The sequence below is a fragment of the Rhizobium sp. YTUHZ044 genome, assembly GCF_051123975.1.
Classification (GTDB): domain Bacteria; phylum Pseudomonadota; class Alphaproteobacteria; order Rhizobiales; family Rhizobiaceae; genus Rhizobium.
Genome location: NZ_CP101426.1, coordinates 2464448 through 2480391 on the forward strand (window position 1 = coordinate 2464448; position 15944 = coordinate 2480391).

Genomic DNA, 15944 nt, shown 5'->3' on the forward strand with positions numbered 1-15944 from the left:
CTGAGTCCACGCCGATCATTTCATCGACATGTCATGAAACTTCTAGCTGGGGATCGGCTTTCTACAACGAAGCCAAACAAGGAGCTCCCAATGTCCGGCGAAGCCGAAAATAATGGAAAAACCGCCATCGTTCCAGTTCAGAACCCGTCAGCAGCCGAACAAGCCGCCACTGCGTCCGTGCTCGAAGACATGCAGAAAGCAAGCACGGAGACCCGTCAGCCGGAGCCGGCCGCCGCGTTGTTCTCCTGGGAGATCGATCCGCCGGAACTGGCCAAACTGATCTCCGAAGTGATGACACTGCCGATGATCCTGTGGTCGACGGGTATATCCCTGACCTATTCCCTCTGGCTGTCTTCGCTGCTTCCCGCACGCGAGACGATCGGCTCGATCAAGCAAAGCGCGGATTACGCTTAGCAACTTCGGCTGACTGCGGCCGACCACGCCCCCAGCCCATGCGATCTCCGCCCCCACCACGGAATATTTGTGGAATGAAGGGCAGAGCGGCGGCAAGCGCCTGCGCGCCGCCGCTCGTCAAGTTTCGCGCAATTGCATTATTCGTTTATGTCGGGCTCGACGACCCTAGCCAGATTGCGTAGCGACTCCTGCCAGCCGAGATAGCAGGCTTCGGGCGGGATGAGATCGGGCACGCCGGCCTGGGTGATATCCACCTCAGTGCCGACCGAGACTTTCTTCAGCGTCACCGTGACTTCCATTTCGCCCGGCAGGTTCGGGTCGTCGAACTTGTCCGTATAACGCACGCGTTCGCCCGGGACGAGCTCACGAAATTCGCCGCCGAAGGCGTGGCTATTGCCAGTGGTGAAGTTACGGAAAGACATTCTGAAGGTGCCGCCGACGGCCGGCTCCAGGTGATGCACTGTGCAGAGGAAGCCGTTCGGCGGAAGCCATTTTGCGAGCGCATCTGCCTCGATGAAGGCGCGATAGACCTTCTCCGGGCTCGTGGCGAAAACGCGGTGCAGTCGTATGGTGCTTGGCATAGTGGTGATCCTTGTCTGGACGGAATGAACGAGCTAAGGACGGACAAGTCTTCGCCGATCCGACAGTGAGCCGAAATTTTCTTTAAGAAAAAATCACTCACGTCCGAACTGCACCGCACCGCAAATACGCTTCCCCGTTCGCGTCATGCTGCCGCCTGCTCCCCCACTGCGTTGAGCAGCAGCCGTGCGGCCTGCTTCGACGATGCCGGGTTCTGTCCGGTGATCAGCAGCCCGTCCTGGACGACATGCACGGCCCAGTCCTCAGTCGCCGAAAACTTCGCCCCCTGCTCCCTCAGCACGTCTTCGAGCAGATAGGGCACGACCTCGACGAGGTGCACGGCGGCCTCCTCGGAATTGGTAAAGCCGGTCACCGTGCGCCCCTTCGCGATCGGCCCGCCGTCCGGCGCCGTTACATTGGTCAGGATTCCCGGTGCGTGACAGACGAGCGCCAGCGGCTTTCCCGCCGCAAGCATCTCCTCGATCAGCGTGTGCGCATTGCGGTCGTTCGTCAGGTCCCAAAGCGGGCCATGGCCCCCGGGGAAGAACACAGTGTCATAATCGGCCTGATCGATGTCGGACAGCCTCAACGTGTTGGCAAGCGCAGCCGTCGCGGTCGGGTCCTTTTCAAATCGCCTCGTGTCGTCCGTCTGAAACGCCGGCTCATTGCTCTTCGGATCGAGCGGAGGTTGGCCCCCTTTCGGCGACGCGAGCACGACCTCCGCCCCGGCGTCACGGAAGACGAAGTAAGGGGCCGCGAGCTCCTCAAGCCAGAAGCCCGTTTTCTTGCCGGTATTTCCCAGCTGATCATGTGATGTGAGAACCATGAGAATTTTCATTGCTCAGCTCCTTCGATCCGGCCGGCGGACAAAGCTCCCCGCGTCCGGTTTAACGGTGATGACTGCCTGCAATCTCATGCTGAATGAGAGAAAGCATAGATCGGCTGCACCCGCGACACAAGCCTTCCGCCATCGGCCAGCGCTGCCGGCGCTCGGATAGCGTGCCACGCAAAAGCGTGCCTGTGCGTTTCGGGGCCTGGGTGTATGAAGAAGGACAAATCGCCCATAGGATCGGCCGCACTGCATTGGCATCCGAAGGATCTGGAAAGTGATCAAGCCGAATTATCGGGATATTGCCCGCCACGCGGGCGTTGGAACGGCCACGGTCGAGCGGGTCCTGAACGGACGCGGGGGCGTTCGGCCGGAACTGGTCGAGAAGGTCATATCCGCCGCGCGGCACCTGGACTATCCGCGCAAGCTTCCCGACACCCATCGCGGCCTGCTCAGGATAGAAGTGCTGATGGTTCGCCCGGAAACGAGCTTCTATCGTCGCCTTTCCCACGCCTTCGAAAGGATTGCTGCGACCCTTGATCCGTTGGTGGTTGTGCACCGCAGTTTCACCGACGAGATGAATCCGGAGGCGATTGCGCGGCGCATCCTCTCCACCGACCTTTCACGTGCCGGCTTGATCCTTGCCGTGCCGAGCAGCCCCTTGATCAGCGCCGCGGTGGAAAAGGTAAATTCGCAAGGCCTGCCGGTAGTCCACGTCGTCACCCGCGCTTCCGAGCGCGTCGGCGAGTTCGTCGGCATCGACAATACTGCCGCGGGCCGGACGGCTGCGCTCTATATCAGCCGAATGGCCCTTCGAACCGGCCCTGTCGTTGCGATCTGCCATCCCATCTATCAGGTGCACCGCGACCGGATTCGCGGCTTTTCGGATTATTTTCGCGACCATCCCGGCGCCTCCAATTTCGAATGGCTGGGCTTCGGCGGCGATGAAGAGCGCGCCAGCGCCGATCTCTTGTGGTCGGCTCTGGAGATGTATCCCGGCCTTGCCGGCCTCTACAATGCCGGCGGCGCCAATTCCGCCCTGATCGAAGTGCTGCGCCGCCATCCGAGCGGCGGCAACGTGTTCTTCGTCGGACATGAATTGACGGACTATACCCGCGCGGCCCTGAAGGACGGCATCATGGATGTCGTGCTGGATCAGGCGCCGGAAGCCCAAGCGCGGCGGGCGCTCGACCACATCCTGCGCCGTATTGGCTTGACCGATATCGAGCCGGACCGGACCCCGATCCGCTTCATCACCATCACTAAGGAAGGACTTTGATCTAATTAGATCAAGGAAGGCTTCGGTGTTCGTAACGCCCCCTGCTACTTTCGCGTCAGGAGAAGATCCGGCGCGCAAGAAGCCGCATCGGATCAAGGCGCACGGGGCGCTCTCCTTTACCAAAAAAGAGTGCGGGCACGGAGACATCAGGCGCCCGGAGGAGATGCCAATGGATGATCTGAACTTCGGCAAGCGTAACAAGCGCGGCGACTGGGCGCCGAACCACCCGGTCGAAACCGCGCCGCTTTTCGTCTTCCCCCCGCAACTGACGGCAATCCTGAAATGGCTGCCGCACTACTTCCTTCCCTGGAACCTGATTTTTGCGGTGTCTGCGCTCGCCTATTGGGCCTGGATCATTCCCCCGGTCGCCACGATGCAGACGCTGAGCTTCGGCTGGATAGCGTGGCTATTCGCCGTGAATGCGATCTGCGTATTCCTGTTCTATGGAGCCTTTGAACTGCATCTTTATGTTCTGAAGCGCCAGGAAAACCGCTTCAAGTACAATGGCAAGTTCCCCGCCGACCAGAAAAACAATGCTTTCTGGTTCCAAAGCCAGAACCTTGACAATATTCTGCGCACTTTCCTTTCGGGCGTCGTGATCTGGACCGCCATCGAGGTCGGCATGCTCTGGGCCTATGCCAACGGCTATGCGCCGTGGCTCGGCCTTGCCGAAAACCCTTGGACGCTGGCGCTCGTCGCGCTCGTCGTTCCGATCATTCACGAGTTCCACTTCTTCTGCATTCACCGGCTCATCCACACGCCCTTTCTCTATAAGTGGGTGCATTCGGTCCACCACAATTCCGTCAACCCCTCCCCCTGGTCGTCGCTGTCGATGCACCCAGTCGAGCATCTGCTCTATTTCGGAACGGCGTTTTACCACCTGATCCTGCCCTCCAACCCGGTCATCATGCTCTATCAACTGCACTATGCCGGCTTCGGGGCAATTCCCGGCCATGTCGGCTTTGACAAGGTCGAGGTCGGCAAGGACAGGCTGATCGATAGTCACGCCTATGCGCATTACCTCCACCACAAATATTTCGAGGTGAACTACGGCGATGCCCTGATCCCGCTCGATAAGTGGTTCGGCACCTGGCACGACGGCTCGCCCGAAGGCGAAGTGCAGATGCAGGAACGCTACCGCAGGCGCAAGGAAAGGCTCGCAGCCCGCAAGGCTCGCCTGGAAGCCGAAGGAGCCGCCGAATGACCTGGGTTTCAGCTGGCAGACTTGACGACATCGAACAGGAAGGCGCCATCCGTTTCGACCATGGCGGACGCACCTACGCGATCTACCGTGGCCCGGATGACAGCGTCTACTGCACCGCCGGGCTCTGCACCCACGAGGCGATTCACCTCGCCGACGGACTGGTCTTGGATTTCGAGGTGGAATGTCCGAAGCATTCCGGCGCCTTCGACTACCGCACGGGTGAAGCGCTGAGGCTGCCGGCTTGCGAGAATCTGAAGACCTATCCGGCGGAGGTGGTCGACGGAGAGGTGCGCGTGGCCCTCGGTTAAGTGGCCAAAGAACATGGCGGAATACGCCAAGAAGAACTGAACCTCGCCGGCCGGCGTCTCCTCGTCACGAGCGCCGGCTGCTCTTGCTGTCGGAGAATGCTATGAACGGTATGGTCATCATTGGTGCGGGCGAGTCCGGAACCCGGGCGGCCTTCGCCCTGCGCGAGGCGGGTTATTGCGGAGCAGTCACGCTGGTCGGAGCCGAGCCTCATCTGCCCTATGAACGGCCACCTCTGTCGAAAATCGTCGACGACACGGTGCAGATGAAGCTGATCTGCGCGAAAGAAGCGCTTGAGGCGGCCGGCATCACCTATCTCAAGGGCTGCTCGGTCTCCAAGCTGGATCCCGTCGCCGCAACCGTAAGCTTGAGCCATGGTCAGCTATTGGGTTACGAAAAACTGCTGCTGACCACCGGCGCACGGCCGAGGCGGCTTGCCTGTGCCGGCGCAGAACGCGCGCTCGACTTTCGCACCCACGCCGACGCCGAAGCGATCTTCTCCAAGGTTGCGCCCGGCCGGCGCGTCGCGATCATCGGCGCAGGTCTGATCGGGATGGAACTCGCATCGGTCCTTCGTGCAAAGGACGTTGCGGTCGATGTGATCGAGGCCGCGCCGAAACCTTTGGGCCGCGCCGTCCCTGCCCGTTTTGCCGACAAGCTGCATGCCCGGCATGCCGCCGAAGGCGTGCGCTTCCACTTTGATCGGAGCGTTGCGGAAATCGGTAACGATAGTGTCGTCTTGAGCGATGGCACCATCCTGTCCGCTGACCTCGTCGTCAGCGCCATCGGGGTCCAGCCTGAAATGACCTTGGCGGAAGCATCGGGACTGGCCACGGGCAACGGAATTCTGACGGACGCATGCCTTCGCACCAGCGCGCCGAACATATTTGCCGCGGGCGATTGCGCGGCGGTGGCTCAAGCTGGCGGAGGACACATCCGCTTTGAAAGCTGGCGGAATGCCAGAATGCAGGCCGAGACCGCAGCACGGAACATGGTCGGCGCCGCCGAGACTTTTGCCGCCATTCCCTGGTTTTGGTCCGACCAGTACGATCTCGGCCTCCAGGTGGCGGGGCAGCCGCTGCCCGGGCATCAGAGCGTCCGGCGATCGGCAGCGGAGGGAGAGCTCGAATTCTATCTCGATGACGGGCGATTGGTAGCCGCCGCGGGTCTCGGCATCGGCAACGGCCTGGCCAAGCATATCAAACTTGCCGAAATGCTGATCGCCGCTTGTATCAGTCCCGAACCTGCGGCATTGGCCGACCCGGGCGTGAACCTCAAGACCCTTCTGAAAAGCGCGCGGGCCGCGTGATGCAGAAGCTCCTGATCTTCCAGTCGCTCTGGGCCATGGAGCGCCGGCACACGGACGGGTTCGAGCCCAGCCTCGACGACAATATCGCTGCGATCTGCGAGGCGGGCTTCGACGGCATCAGTGCGCACTATACAAACCGCGGCGATGTCATCCGCCTCAACCAGGCCATCCGAGGCACCGGCTTGAAGATCGAGGCAGTCTGCTTCCCCCGCTGCGTCGAGGATTTGCGTCTGCCGCTGGAACTTGCCGCGGCCTTTCCGGTCAGCCACATCAATCTGCAGCCCGATATCCGCCCCCGCCGGATCGAGGATTGCCTGCCGATTCTCGATGGCTGGATGCGGCTCGCCGAAGATGCGGGTATCCCGGTATTCATCGAAACCCATCGCGACAGGATGACGACGGACCTGTTCTTCACGCTCGATCTACTCGATCGACGCCCCGATCTGCCGTTGCTGGCCGATCTTTCGCATTTCCTGGTCGGGCGCGAATTCGCCTTTCCGGTCGATGAGGAAAATCACGCGCATGTCAGGCGCATCCTGCAGAATGCCCATGCATTTCACGGCCGCGTCGCTTCACGCGAACAGGTGCAGATCGAAATTTCCTTCCCGCATCACCGGCCGTGGGTTGATCTCTTCCTGCAGTGGTGGGACTACGGCTTTCGCCATTGGCGATCACGTGCAGCCGATGATGCCGAGCTGGTCTTTACCTGCGAATTAGGGCCCAAGCCCTATGCCATCACCGGCAGAGACGGCAACGACTCGACGGACAGATGGGCCGAATCACTGGCGCTGCGCCAGATGGTGCGCGAACTGTGGACTGCCATTGCCTGAACCGCCGGAACAATCGCGCGGCAAGTCGTTCTTTCGTCAGCCCCCAGGCACCGCTTCCAAGGCGGCGGCAAACAACCGGTCAGAACACTGCAGATGCGTCCACAGCCCGTGAACGCGTTGGCGGAGGTTGGGGATTGTTAATCAGAATTGCCTAATGTATTTCTTAACGTGCACAAGTTGTGCGGTAGTTAAGTTGCTATAATATCTGGTAGGGCATTCAATCAGGGAGAGCCTCCGACATGCGGAAAATTCCTGCTGCCAGCTTGGCCCTCGAAAAACCGGAGACAATCGATTCGGGGGGCCTGGTCGACCGGCTTTTGTTCTTTGATCGCGATTTCAATCCCGTTGAAAATTTGCTTGGCAATGCGCTGCCCGCTTCCGTCAAACCAGCCGCCTCCTTCTGGGAGCATTTTCCGGAGCTGGACAAATCGGCAGTCATGCTCGCTTTCCGTTCACTGGGTGACAGCGCCCAGCCTTTGCGAATAACAGACGCACTCGGCGGATCACATGACCTGACGATCTATCGGATCGGTGATCTGTTTGCCGTGGTCCGATCCGAGGAGCAGGTTGACGACGAACGCGCAACCCTTTTGCATCTCGCCACCCACGATCCATTGACTGGACTGCCGAACCGGCGCCAATTCAGCGAGGACCTGACCGCGCTGTTGCAGGAGATCGCAGGCACGAGCGAAACTCTATCATTGATGCAACTCGACCTTGACGACTTCAAACCCGTCAACGACACGCTCGGGCATGCCGCGGGCGACAAGCTTCTTCAATCGGCTGCAAAGCGTATTCAAGCCTGCCTCTCCAGCGATGACAGAGCCTATCGACTGGCCGGCGACGAATTCACGGTGATTTCCGTCGGCGGGGGACATCCCGCCAAAGCCCATCGCCTGGCCGAAGATCTGGTTGCTGCGTTCAAAAAGCCCTTCGCGATAGACGGCATTGCGGTCTTTGTCGGCACCAGCATCGGCATATCCACCGCTCCGCCGGACGGCACGAGTCCGGAACAGCTGATGAAGGCTTCCGACCTCGCACTCTACGCCGCCAAGAAAGAAGGGCGTGGTCGGGCTAAAGCCTATGACCCAACAATGCTCGAATTGCTGGAGCAGCGGGAACTGCTGCGCCGCAGCCTGCGCACGGCGCTCGACCAACAGCAGTTCTATGTCGAATACCAGCCCATCGCCGAGCACGGCTGCATTGTCGGTTTCGAAGCATTGCTGCGGTGGCACCACCCTCTGCTTGGAAAAATACCACCGGCGGCATTCATTCCGATGGCCGAGGCGGATGGAATGATGCCAGAGATAGGCGCGTGGGTTTTGGGGCAGGCATGCCGCGAGGCGAAGAAGTGGCCTGATAACTACATAGTCGCCGTCAATTTGTCGGTGGCTGAATTCTTGACAAGCGGTCTCACCGACCGGATTTCCCAGACGCTGGACTTGGTCGGACTTCAGCCCGAGCGTCTGGAGCTCGAAATAACCGAAAGCGTGCTGCTCGAGCGGACCGTCAACAACATCGACACTCTGAATACCCTTAACGTGTTGGGCCTGCGGATTTCACTGGATGATTTCGGCACGGAATATTCTTCCCTGAGCTATCTCAAGACATTCCCTTTCGACACGATCAAAATCGACAAGTACTTTATTACCGATCTCGAAACCGATGTGAAAAGCCAGGCAATCGTCCGCTGTGTCGTGAACCTCGCACATGACCTCGACATGCAGGTGACGGCCGAGGGGGTTGAGACGCCCGGTCAGGCGGAATGGTTGCGCAGCGTGGGCTGCGACAGGCTTCAGGGCTATTTGGTGAGCAGGCCACTTCCGGTCGAGGCCATTGAGGAATTCATTACCCGGGCAGAAGGATCCAAAAAGCAAGCTTGACCACGCGCCGATTTTCGCCGTGCATTTAGACCACGCAGATCTGACGCTCCAGACGGACGATTGGAGGGTATATTGGAAGAGGAAGCATCCCGCTTCGACGATCCGGCATTTTCGCCGATGGTATCGCTTGAGATGAATATCGCGATGTTCAAATCTCAATGGCAATTTTGCGATGAGATAGCGGAATATATCTCCGACATTCTCGGCCAGGGCCACAGTGATCCCGCTCGCTACTCCAACTTTCTTTCGGTCGCGGCGAACGAGCTCATCGAATTTGCCTTCCGCGCGACGGACAAGCGGGGAAGGATAAGTTTCAGCCTCTATCGCAGCGCGACATTCAATCGGCTGAGAATTATGTTTCCTTACGAGGAAGAAGTTGCCCACAAGCACACAAAGCCAAGATCATCAGGGAAAACACAGCCCCTCGACAGCGGGTCCGGTCACTTGGTCGCAAGGTCTGATAGAACGGCTTTGCTCAACAGTTTGACAACAATATTCGGCGCCGCGATCCGCATCGAGAAAGATGATGTCGATGGGATCGAAATCGTTGCGGATTTCCCCTCGGCCGAGGACTTCCAATGAACCTTCTTCCCCTGCCCTTCACAGTACGGTCTGATCCGACAAATCAGGAGCTCGTGCTGTCTGGCAAAATGCGGCCGGAAAGCGCCGCCGAGATTGGCGAAGCTCTCGAGCTGGTGCGGCAGAGTTTGGAAAGATATAGCGGCATCGTTTATCTCAACGTCAAACGCCTCACCCACATCAACATGACAGCCTTCGCCGCTCTGGCCGATGTCCTGGCAGCAGGCTGCCGAGCTCGGCCGGAACGGGAGATCAAGATTATTACGTCGAGCGTGATGGCATGGTCTGCCTCGCTCTTCGAGATGCTGGCAGCATCGCAGCCAAACCTGTCGGTCGAGGTCTATGATTCGGCATTCTATCCGGGGCAAAGCTTCGTCGAGGACGAGAGCTTCATTCCCATTCTGCGCACGCAGACGAAGATGACATGGAGGCACGAACGCGAACTCTTGCCGCGCCACGGTCTGCGCAGCAGTCTCGCCATGGCCGATATCTGCTGCGGCATTGGTGATTTCGCAGCTCTGGTTCAACGGGAATTCAAGCCGACGCGCCTTGTCGCACTAGACCACTCGGTGCGCAGTCTCGATTATGCCCGCAAGGTCGCTGCCGAGTTCGGCCTGGAAGGCATCGAGTACACCTATGGCGATGCGTCTCAGATGCTGCTTCGAGACAATCAATTCGATTTCGTAACCTGCCGGCACTCGCTGCAGATTTTCGACCGCCCCGAAATGCTCTTGCGTGAGCTTTATCGCATCTGCAAGCCCGGCGGCCGTGTCTACATCACCAACGAAAAGAACTCGCATTGTCTGGGTGAGCCGCATGCCGACTCGATCAGATGGACCTACGAGGAAGTGGCGAAATTGTTCAGGCACTTCGACATGGATGTCGAGATGGGGCCGAAAAGCCGCCACCTCCTGCTCAACGCCGGATTCGATAACATCCAGGTCGACTGCTTCATGGTCACGAACCTTGACGGCGATCCCCAGGACTTCGCAGACATCATCGAGGCCTGGGAAAATGTCTATGCCGGTGAGATGGCCGTCCGCCGCGGCGACTCGCCGGATTTCATTCGCAGATTCCGGCAAGGATTCAAGGATCACGTCTTTGCCGCTCTTCACCCCAAAGGTTATGCCGGCTGGCCGATCTGGGCAGCCTCTGGTCGAAAGCCGCTGTGATGGATGGAGGATTATCGAAAAGAACGGTAGGACTGGCCTCGTTTCGGGCGAAATTCATCCTGGTCGTCGGTGGAGCCGTTCTCTTCGACTTGCTGGTCAGCGGTGGCCTGGCGCTTTGGAATGTTCAGAGGCTGTCGCGTGACGCGACACTCGAAGTCGGCCAGGGTCTCGAAGCCGCCAGCCAGGAATATATACGCACCTATGCCGATTCGACCGCAGCCCAGGTGAACCTGCTCCTGCGCCAGGTTCACAACGACGTCGACACTTTGGCAGGCGTGCTGCAGGCGCAGATCGACAACCCCGCCCGCAATACCGATGTCGGCGCGGCAATCGCCCGCACATCGCCGGACAGCGTCAGTCTATCTTACGACGAGAAGGGGAAATGGTCGCAGAACGCGCCCGGCTCCGCTTCGGTCGTCAGCGTCTGGGGTTACCTGCTCGGACAGGACCATCAGCCGAAATCCGAAATCAGGCGCGATATAGAGACAAGCGCGGTTCTCGATCTCGTTGCGCCGAGCCTGCTGCAGCACGGCGCGTCAAAGCTGCAGATGTATTACATCGGACCGAGGGAACGACCGATCTTCAGGACAGCGCCCTACACCGACCAGGCTCAGACCTTCGACCGCCTTTATCCCGGGCACAACGAGGCTGATTTCTGGAACTTCTTTTTTCCCGGGCTTTACGAGTCCTGGCAAGGCTGGGCCAGGAACATGAAGACGCGACCGGTCGCGGACGACATCACGCAAACGGCTCCCTATACCGATGCCATTACCGGGAAGCTGATCGTCAGTTTCTTTCATCCGCTTTGGACCGCCGATCGGAAGGATGTCGCCGGGACGGCCGGCGCCGATATCACGCTCGACCAGCTCGCCCAGACGGTTGAAAACGTGAAGGTGGCCCAGTCCGGCTTCGGATTTCTGGCAATGTCCGACGGAAACGTGGTCGCGATCAACAGCACCGGCGAAGAGACGCTCGGTCTGCGTTCCGCGAGCGATGCGAGCGGAACCGGCGTGACCGGGCTGGAACGTTCCTTGAAAGGAAGCTCCCAGCCTGCGATAGCGAAACTGGCTCTCGACCGGGAACAGGGCATTCAACATCTGCTGCTGCAGCGGGACGGCAACCAGGTTCCCTATATTGTCATCGTCAAGAAACTGCCCGCGACCAACCTGTGGTCCAGCGGCCCGGTTCGGCAGGAGGCAATGCTGCTTGGGGTAGTTGTTCCGGAACGGGAAATCGACGCCTCCCTCTATGCCGCCCAGGCCAAGATTTCCGAGGCCACCAACCGCATCGTGATCTACCAGATCCTGGCGATCTTGATGTCGTTGCTCATCGTGACGATCGCGGTGTTTGCGGCTTCGAAACGCATAACGAGCGGGATCAGCGCACTTGCCGGCGCCGCCAAGCGGATTCAGGCGCAGGACTATTCAGTCAGAGTGGCAATAACAAGCAAGGACGAGGTCGGCGCGGCCGGTGAGGCTTTCAATCGGATGGCCGAGCAGATCAGCTATCACACCGAAAATCTCGAGCAACTCGTCGAAGAACGAACCGCCCAGATCGAAGATCAGAAGGAAGAGATTTCGACGCTGAATGCGCAGCTCGAGCGGGAAAATCGTCGTCTGGGAACGGAGCTCGCCGTCGCCGAGAGAATCCAGCTGATGGTTCTGCCGCTGCAACAGGAGCTTGAGGAATTTCAGGACATCGAGATCGCAGCCTATATGAGACCTGCGGAAGAAGTCGGCGGCGATTATTACGACGTCTTGAAGAACGGAAAACGGTTGAAGATCGGCATCGGCGACGTCACCGGCCACGGGCTCGAAAGCGGCGTGTTGATGCTGATGGTCCAGTCCGTCGCCCGCGCTCTTCAGGAAGCGGGGAACTCCGACGCCGTCAAATTTCTGGCGAATCTAAACAGTGCCCTATTCAAAAACATAGTCAGGACCAGAATAGACAAACATCTCACCCTGGCCTTTCTCGATTATGACGGCAAGGAGATGATCTTGTCGGGACAGCACGAGGAAGTCGTCATCGTGCGGGCGAACGGTGAGATCCAACGCATCGACACCATGGATCTCGGTATACCGATCGGATTGGAAGCCGATATTTCCACCTTTATCAAAACACGTGAAATAGCATTCGAGAAGGGCGACCTCATACTCCTGCACACCGACGGCGTGACAGAAGCCGCAAACGATGCGGGAGAGCTGTTCGGCATCGAACGTCTCTGCAGGGAAGCACTTCGCTTGAAAGGTCAGAGTGCTGAGAAAGTCGTTTCTGAAATTGTTGCAGCGCTGATGCTCTTCATCGGATCGCAGAAAATCTACGACGACATCACGCTTCTCGCGGTACGGCATAGGTGAGACATGGCGCCCAAAATATATGGCATCGAATCTCTGGCGGACATCAGCCTGGGTTCTGGCGCTCGCCTGACATTGAGCGATGGGCCGCTTCAGCTTAGATGGAAGCATTCGGGAATGACTTCGGACTTCCTAGCGAAGATCATGGCGCTGCCCTATTCCCGGTCGAGGAAAGATTATCTGCAGGCGCATCATGATATTGGATACCTCAGCAACGAGCTGATCGAAAATGCAGTCAAATTCCGACAGCCTGGCGAGATCCTCATCGAAGCCGGCATAATCGAAGGAAGCTTTCTGCTCAGGGTGAAGAATGCCATCGACAGCGCGACGTCGTCGCGCTTCCAGCAGCTCCTGCATCGCCTTCAATCGAAGGAACCCGGCGTACTCCTTCTTGAGCAAATCGAAACCAACGCCATATCGCCGGAAAGCGGTTCCGGTTTGGGCCTGCTCACCCTTTTGAGCGATTACGATGCGAGAATGGCATGGACATTCGAAGAGAATAAGGACGAGCATATCATACTGACGACGACTGCAGCTGTGGCGATGCCGCCCTCCTCCAATCTGTGAGCGAAGAATGGAAATCAGCGACGAAAACTTCCGCGTATGGGCGGAAAAAAACGAGGTGTATTTCGACGGCGTCTTCCGCCTGGCAGGCCCGGACGCCTACGCGCCGATCTATTCAATGATAACAGGCCTTCTCCATGAAGGGCACAAACAGGTGACGTTCAACCTGACGGGCCTCGAATTTCTGAATTCCTCGGGCATCAACCTCCTGGCGAAGCTCACCATCGAAGCCAGAAAGATGGGCGACCTCCTGCTTATCGTCAAAGGCACCAATCAACATCCGTGGCAGGCAAAATCCCTCCCGAATCTGAAGAAGCTGCACCCGCTGCTCGACTTGCGCCTGGCGTGATCGACCTTGAGCCGAGGACGACGGAGATTGGGGTTGGCGTCTCGCCAAACTCGGCAGGCCCGCATGCCGCATCTCGGATGACGACCGGTGCTCCGCTCCACGTTTGACCTCACCGCGCCAATCTGTGACCACCCTTCCATGGACGAGCAAAGGGAACTTGCTCCATGGAATTTATGCCGCATAGCACGATCTTTCACCCATCCGGATGATTGCAATCACTGGTCCGAACTATAGTCTAGGGCAGGTTTTCGGCAACTCCATCGAAATAGTCATCGATTGGGGCTCGATCTTCGCGACGAACTCTTTTTGAAGAGCATGCCCGAGCAAGCAGATGCGGCTGGTGTAAAGGAACCGTCATGGCTGGAGCAGCCTTGGTCGGTCCGTAGGCTCCATGTCGTCGGATGATCTTTAAAGGGTAACGACATGCGCAAAACAATGGCCATCGGCCTGGTTGCCGTGATCGCCATCTATGTTCTCGGCGGCATGAGCGCGAGACATGAGATCTTTCCCTGGCCACAACTTTCCGCGCTGAAGAAAACGATTGCCGGAGAGAAGGCGGCGGCTTCAAGCCGTTATACTTTCGACGACAAGGAACGACTCATCGCAGATGAATCAAAAACCGCTGTGACCTGCCCGACTCAAACTGATCGGACTGCCGTCCTACTCATTCTTGGCCAATCGAACGCGGCCAACTACGGTGGACAACGGCACCGGTCGGATTATGGCGCTCGCGTTGTAAACGCCTTTGACAAACGGTGCTTCATCGCTGCGTCGCCACTTCTTGGATCGACCAATACCAAGGGGGAGTACTGGACGCTTCTTGGGAACAAATTGATCGGGTCGGGACAAAATGACAGCGTCATTCTCGCACCACTCGCATATTCCGGATCGGAGGTCGCTCGATGGGCGACAGGCGGTGACCTCAATCCTGTGCTGATCGATACAATGAAACAGCTTCAGGATTCCGGTTATAGAATAACGAGCGTCCTCTGGGTGCAAGGAGAGGCGGACCTCGTTCTGGGCACCACTTCGGAGGCCTATCAGAAACATTTCATGTCGATGGTTGACACATTGCGTCAGCACGGCGTCGAAGCCCCCGTTTACATTTCGATCGCATCGAAATGCCTCGAACCGAGCAACGGCGGCTTCAAGGAACATATTCCAGACAATCCTATTGTACGGGCGCAACTGGCCTTGTCAAAAAGCGGCCACGGTATCCGAGAGGGCGCGAATTCTGACGCCTTGCTCGATGGCGACGACCGCTACGACGATTGCCATATCGGGGGCTCAGGCGCGGAGAAAGTGTCGCAGGCCTGGCTGAACCTTTTGCGTGGCGAGAGCCACCTGGAAAGCTCGCGATAATCTTCCCTGAACCGTTTGCGCGCCTTGGCGAGCTTGGATGTTTCCTTAGGACCATAGCCGGGGCCTTTCGCCGGACCTCAGTCCGATGTGCAGCGCGCGATAGCAATCTATCCTTCAAGTCAGATCTCGACGTGCAGTTGCACGCCATCTGGTGGTCTCATTCGGAGGAAAACGATGCGGAAAGCAACCTTAGCGTCCCTGGCCGTGCTTTCGCTGACGCTTGCAGCAAGCCCGGTAACGATTGCGGGGCTCGACATGAGCGCGCTGGCGAAGGACGGCGGAAACGGCGGCGGCAATGGTGGTGGCAATGGTGGTGGCAACGGCGGCGGTAATGGCGGCGGCCACGGAAACGGTGGCGGCCACGACAGCGGTTCAAACCATGGCAACTCCAACTCGTCAGCCGTGAGAGGCAAATCGTCAGAGGCATCGGGCAAGTCCAAATCGGGCAAGTCAGATACCGCAGCCACCAACAAGAAGGAGAAGAACCTTTCAGCACAGCTTGCGGGCCTGAATTCCTTGAAACGGAATTACAGGGCGCTGATGAACACATCGGACCCGCGCATGGCCGCCATCTCGGCCTACGCCGTGGCTTATGCCCAGTATGAAATCGACAACGGTATCGAGCCCGCGGCCGACGATCCCCTGCTGGGCGATCAGGCGCTGGAGGACGCTTTGGCTTCCGCAACGAAAACCGGTCAGGTCAGCCCGGCGGTCCTGGATCAAGCCAAGACCATTCTCGGGGTTGGCGATGCCGACGGCAAGATTGATCAAATCCGCACCTCGCTGGAAAACGCCGCGTCGGCGGCGCCAGACGAATAGCCACATGGCGAGATGTGAGAGGTGCGAAGCCGACTCTGGTAAGCTTCGCACCGAACTACGAGAGCATTTCCGTTTCTGTTTGCGTCCGGAAATGCTCTATTTTTTTGCCAAT

General features: G+C 58.6%; 16 protein-coding genes. 14 read left to right on the forward strand and 2 right to left on the reverse strand.

The window, feature by feature from the left end; genetic code table 11:
• The first annotated feature begins 90 nt into the window (after positions 1-90).
• The gene (locus NL154_RS12345; protein ID WP_434732746.1) at positions 91-414 is read left to right on the forward strand and encodes a hypothetical protein; all 324 of its coding nucleotides are present in this window, start codon (positions 91-93) and stop codon (positions 412-414) included.
• Positions 415-551: 137 nt separating this feature from the next.
• Here the strand turns inward: NL154_RS12345 and NL154_RS12350 are convergent, their stop codons facing one another.
• Both NL154_RS12350 and NL154_RS12355 read right to left on the reverse strand, forming a co-directional pair.
• Entirely contained in the window at positions 552-995 is a 444-nt protein-coding gene (locus NL154_RS12350; RefSeq protein WP_064803462.1) for an SRPBCC family protein, read from the reverse strand.
• A 143-nt stretch (positions 996-1138) separates the two neighbouring features.
• Positions 1139-1831 carry a type 1 glutamine amidotransferase domain-containing protein gene (locus tag NL154_RS12355; protein ID WP_434732747.1) on the reverse strand — a complete coding sequence of 231 codons (693 nt, stop codon included), beginning with the start codon at positions 1829-1831 and terminating at the stop codon, positions 1139-1141.
• Positions 1832-2099: 268 nt separating this feature from the next.
• Between NL154_RS12355 and NL154_RS12360 the strand changes: the two genes are divergently transcribed.
• The 13 genes from NL154_RS12360 to NL154_RS12420 all read left to right on the forward strand — a co-directional run bounded on the left by NL154_RS12360 (position 2100) and on the right by NL154_RS12420 (position 15832).
• A complete protein-coding gene (locus NL154_RS12360; RefSeq protein ID WP_210630865.1) occupies positions 2100-3101 on the forward strand; it encodes a LacI family DNA-binding transcriptional regulator in 1002 nt (333 codons plus the stop codon).
• A gap of 169 nt (positions 3102-3270) precedes the next feature.
• Complete coding sequence (locus tag NL154_RS12365) at positions 3271-4305, forward strand: sterol desaturase family protein (RefSeq protein ID WP_210630864.1); 1035 nt, start codon at positions 3271-3273, stop codon at positions 4303-4305.
• On the forward strand, positions 4302-4613 hold the full coding sequence (locus NL154_RS12370; RefSeq protein ID WP_210630863.1) for a MocE family 2Fe-2S type ferredoxin: 312 nt from the start codon (positions 4302-4304) through the stop codon (positions 4611-4613). The genes NL154_RS12365 and NL154_RS12370 overlap by 4 nt, the downstream gene beginning before the upstream one ends.
• Positions 4614-4714: 101 nt before the next feature.
• Positions 4715-5920 (forward strand): NAD(P)/FAD-dependent oxidoreductase, encoded by a 1206-nt coding sequence (locus NL154_RS12375; RefSeq protein ID WP_221122683.1) that lies wholly within the window; start codon positions 4715-4717, stop codon positions 5918-5920.
• Positions 5920-6750: a sugar phosphate isomerase/epimerase family protein gene (locus NL154_RS12380; RefSeq protein WP_259669828.1), complete on the forward strand. Its 831-nt coding sequence runs from the start codon at positions 5920-5922 to the stop codon at positions 6748-6750. Before NL154_RS12375 ends, NL154_RS12380 begins: the two co-directional genes overlap by 1 nt.
• 239 nt (positions 6751-6989) lie before the next feature.
• On the forward strand, positions 6990-8633 hold the full coding sequence (locus NL154_RS12385; protein ID WP_210630860.1) for a putative bifunctional diguanylate cyclase/phosphodiesterase: 1644 nt from the start codon (positions 6990-6992) through the stop codon (positions 8631-8633).
• A gap of 72 nt (positions 8634-8705) precedes the next feature.
• The gene (locus NL154_RS12390) at positions 8706-9215 is read left to right on the forward strand and encodes a hypothetical protein (protein WP_434732748.1); all 510 of its coding nucleotides are present in this window, start codon (positions 8706-8708) and stop codon (positions 9213-9215) included.
• Positions 9212-10384, forward strand: coding sequence for a class I SAM-dependent methyltransferase (locus NL154_RS12395; protein ID WP_210630858.1), 1173 nt, complete (start codon positions 9212-9214; stop codon positions 10382-10384). The genes NL154_RS12390 and NL154_RS12395 overlap by 4 nt, the downstream gene beginning before the upstream one ends.
• Positions 10381-12741 (forward strand): SpoIIE family protein phosphatase, encoded by a 2361-nt coding sequence (locus NL154_RS12400; protein ID WP_434732749.1) that lies wholly within the window; start codon positions 10381-10383, stop codon positions 12739-12741. Before NL154_RS12395 ends, NL154_RS12400 begins: the two co-directional genes overlap by 4 nt.
• 3 nt (positions 12742-12744) lie before the next feature.
• Positions 12745-13305 (forward strand): slr1658 superfamily regulator, encoded by a 561-nt coding sequence (locus NL154_RS12405; protein ID WP_210630856.1) that lies wholly within the window; start codon positions 12745-12747, stop codon positions 13303-13305.
• 7 nt (positions 13306-13312) lie between these two features.
• On the forward strand, positions 13313-13651 hold the full coding sequence (locus NL154_RS12410; RefSeq protein ID WP_210630855.1) for a slr1659 superfamily regulator: 339 nt from the start codon (positions 13313-13315) through the stop codon (positions 13649-13651).
• A gap of 423 nt (positions 13652-14074) precedes the next feature.
• Positions 14075-15013 carry a sialate O-acetylesterase gene (locus NL154_RS12415; protein ID WP_210630854.1) on the forward strand — a complete coding sequence of 313 codons (939 nt, stop codon included), beginning with the start codon at positions 14075-14077 and terminating at the stop codon, positions 15011-15013.
• Between the two features lie 174 nt (positions 15014-15187).
• Positions 15188-15832: a hypothetical protein gene (locus NL154_RS12420; RefSeq protein ID WP_210630853.1), complete on the forward strand. Its 645-nt coding sequence runs from the start codon at positions 15188-15190 to the stop codon at positions 15830-15832.
• Positions 15833-15944 lie beyond the last annotated feature (112 nt).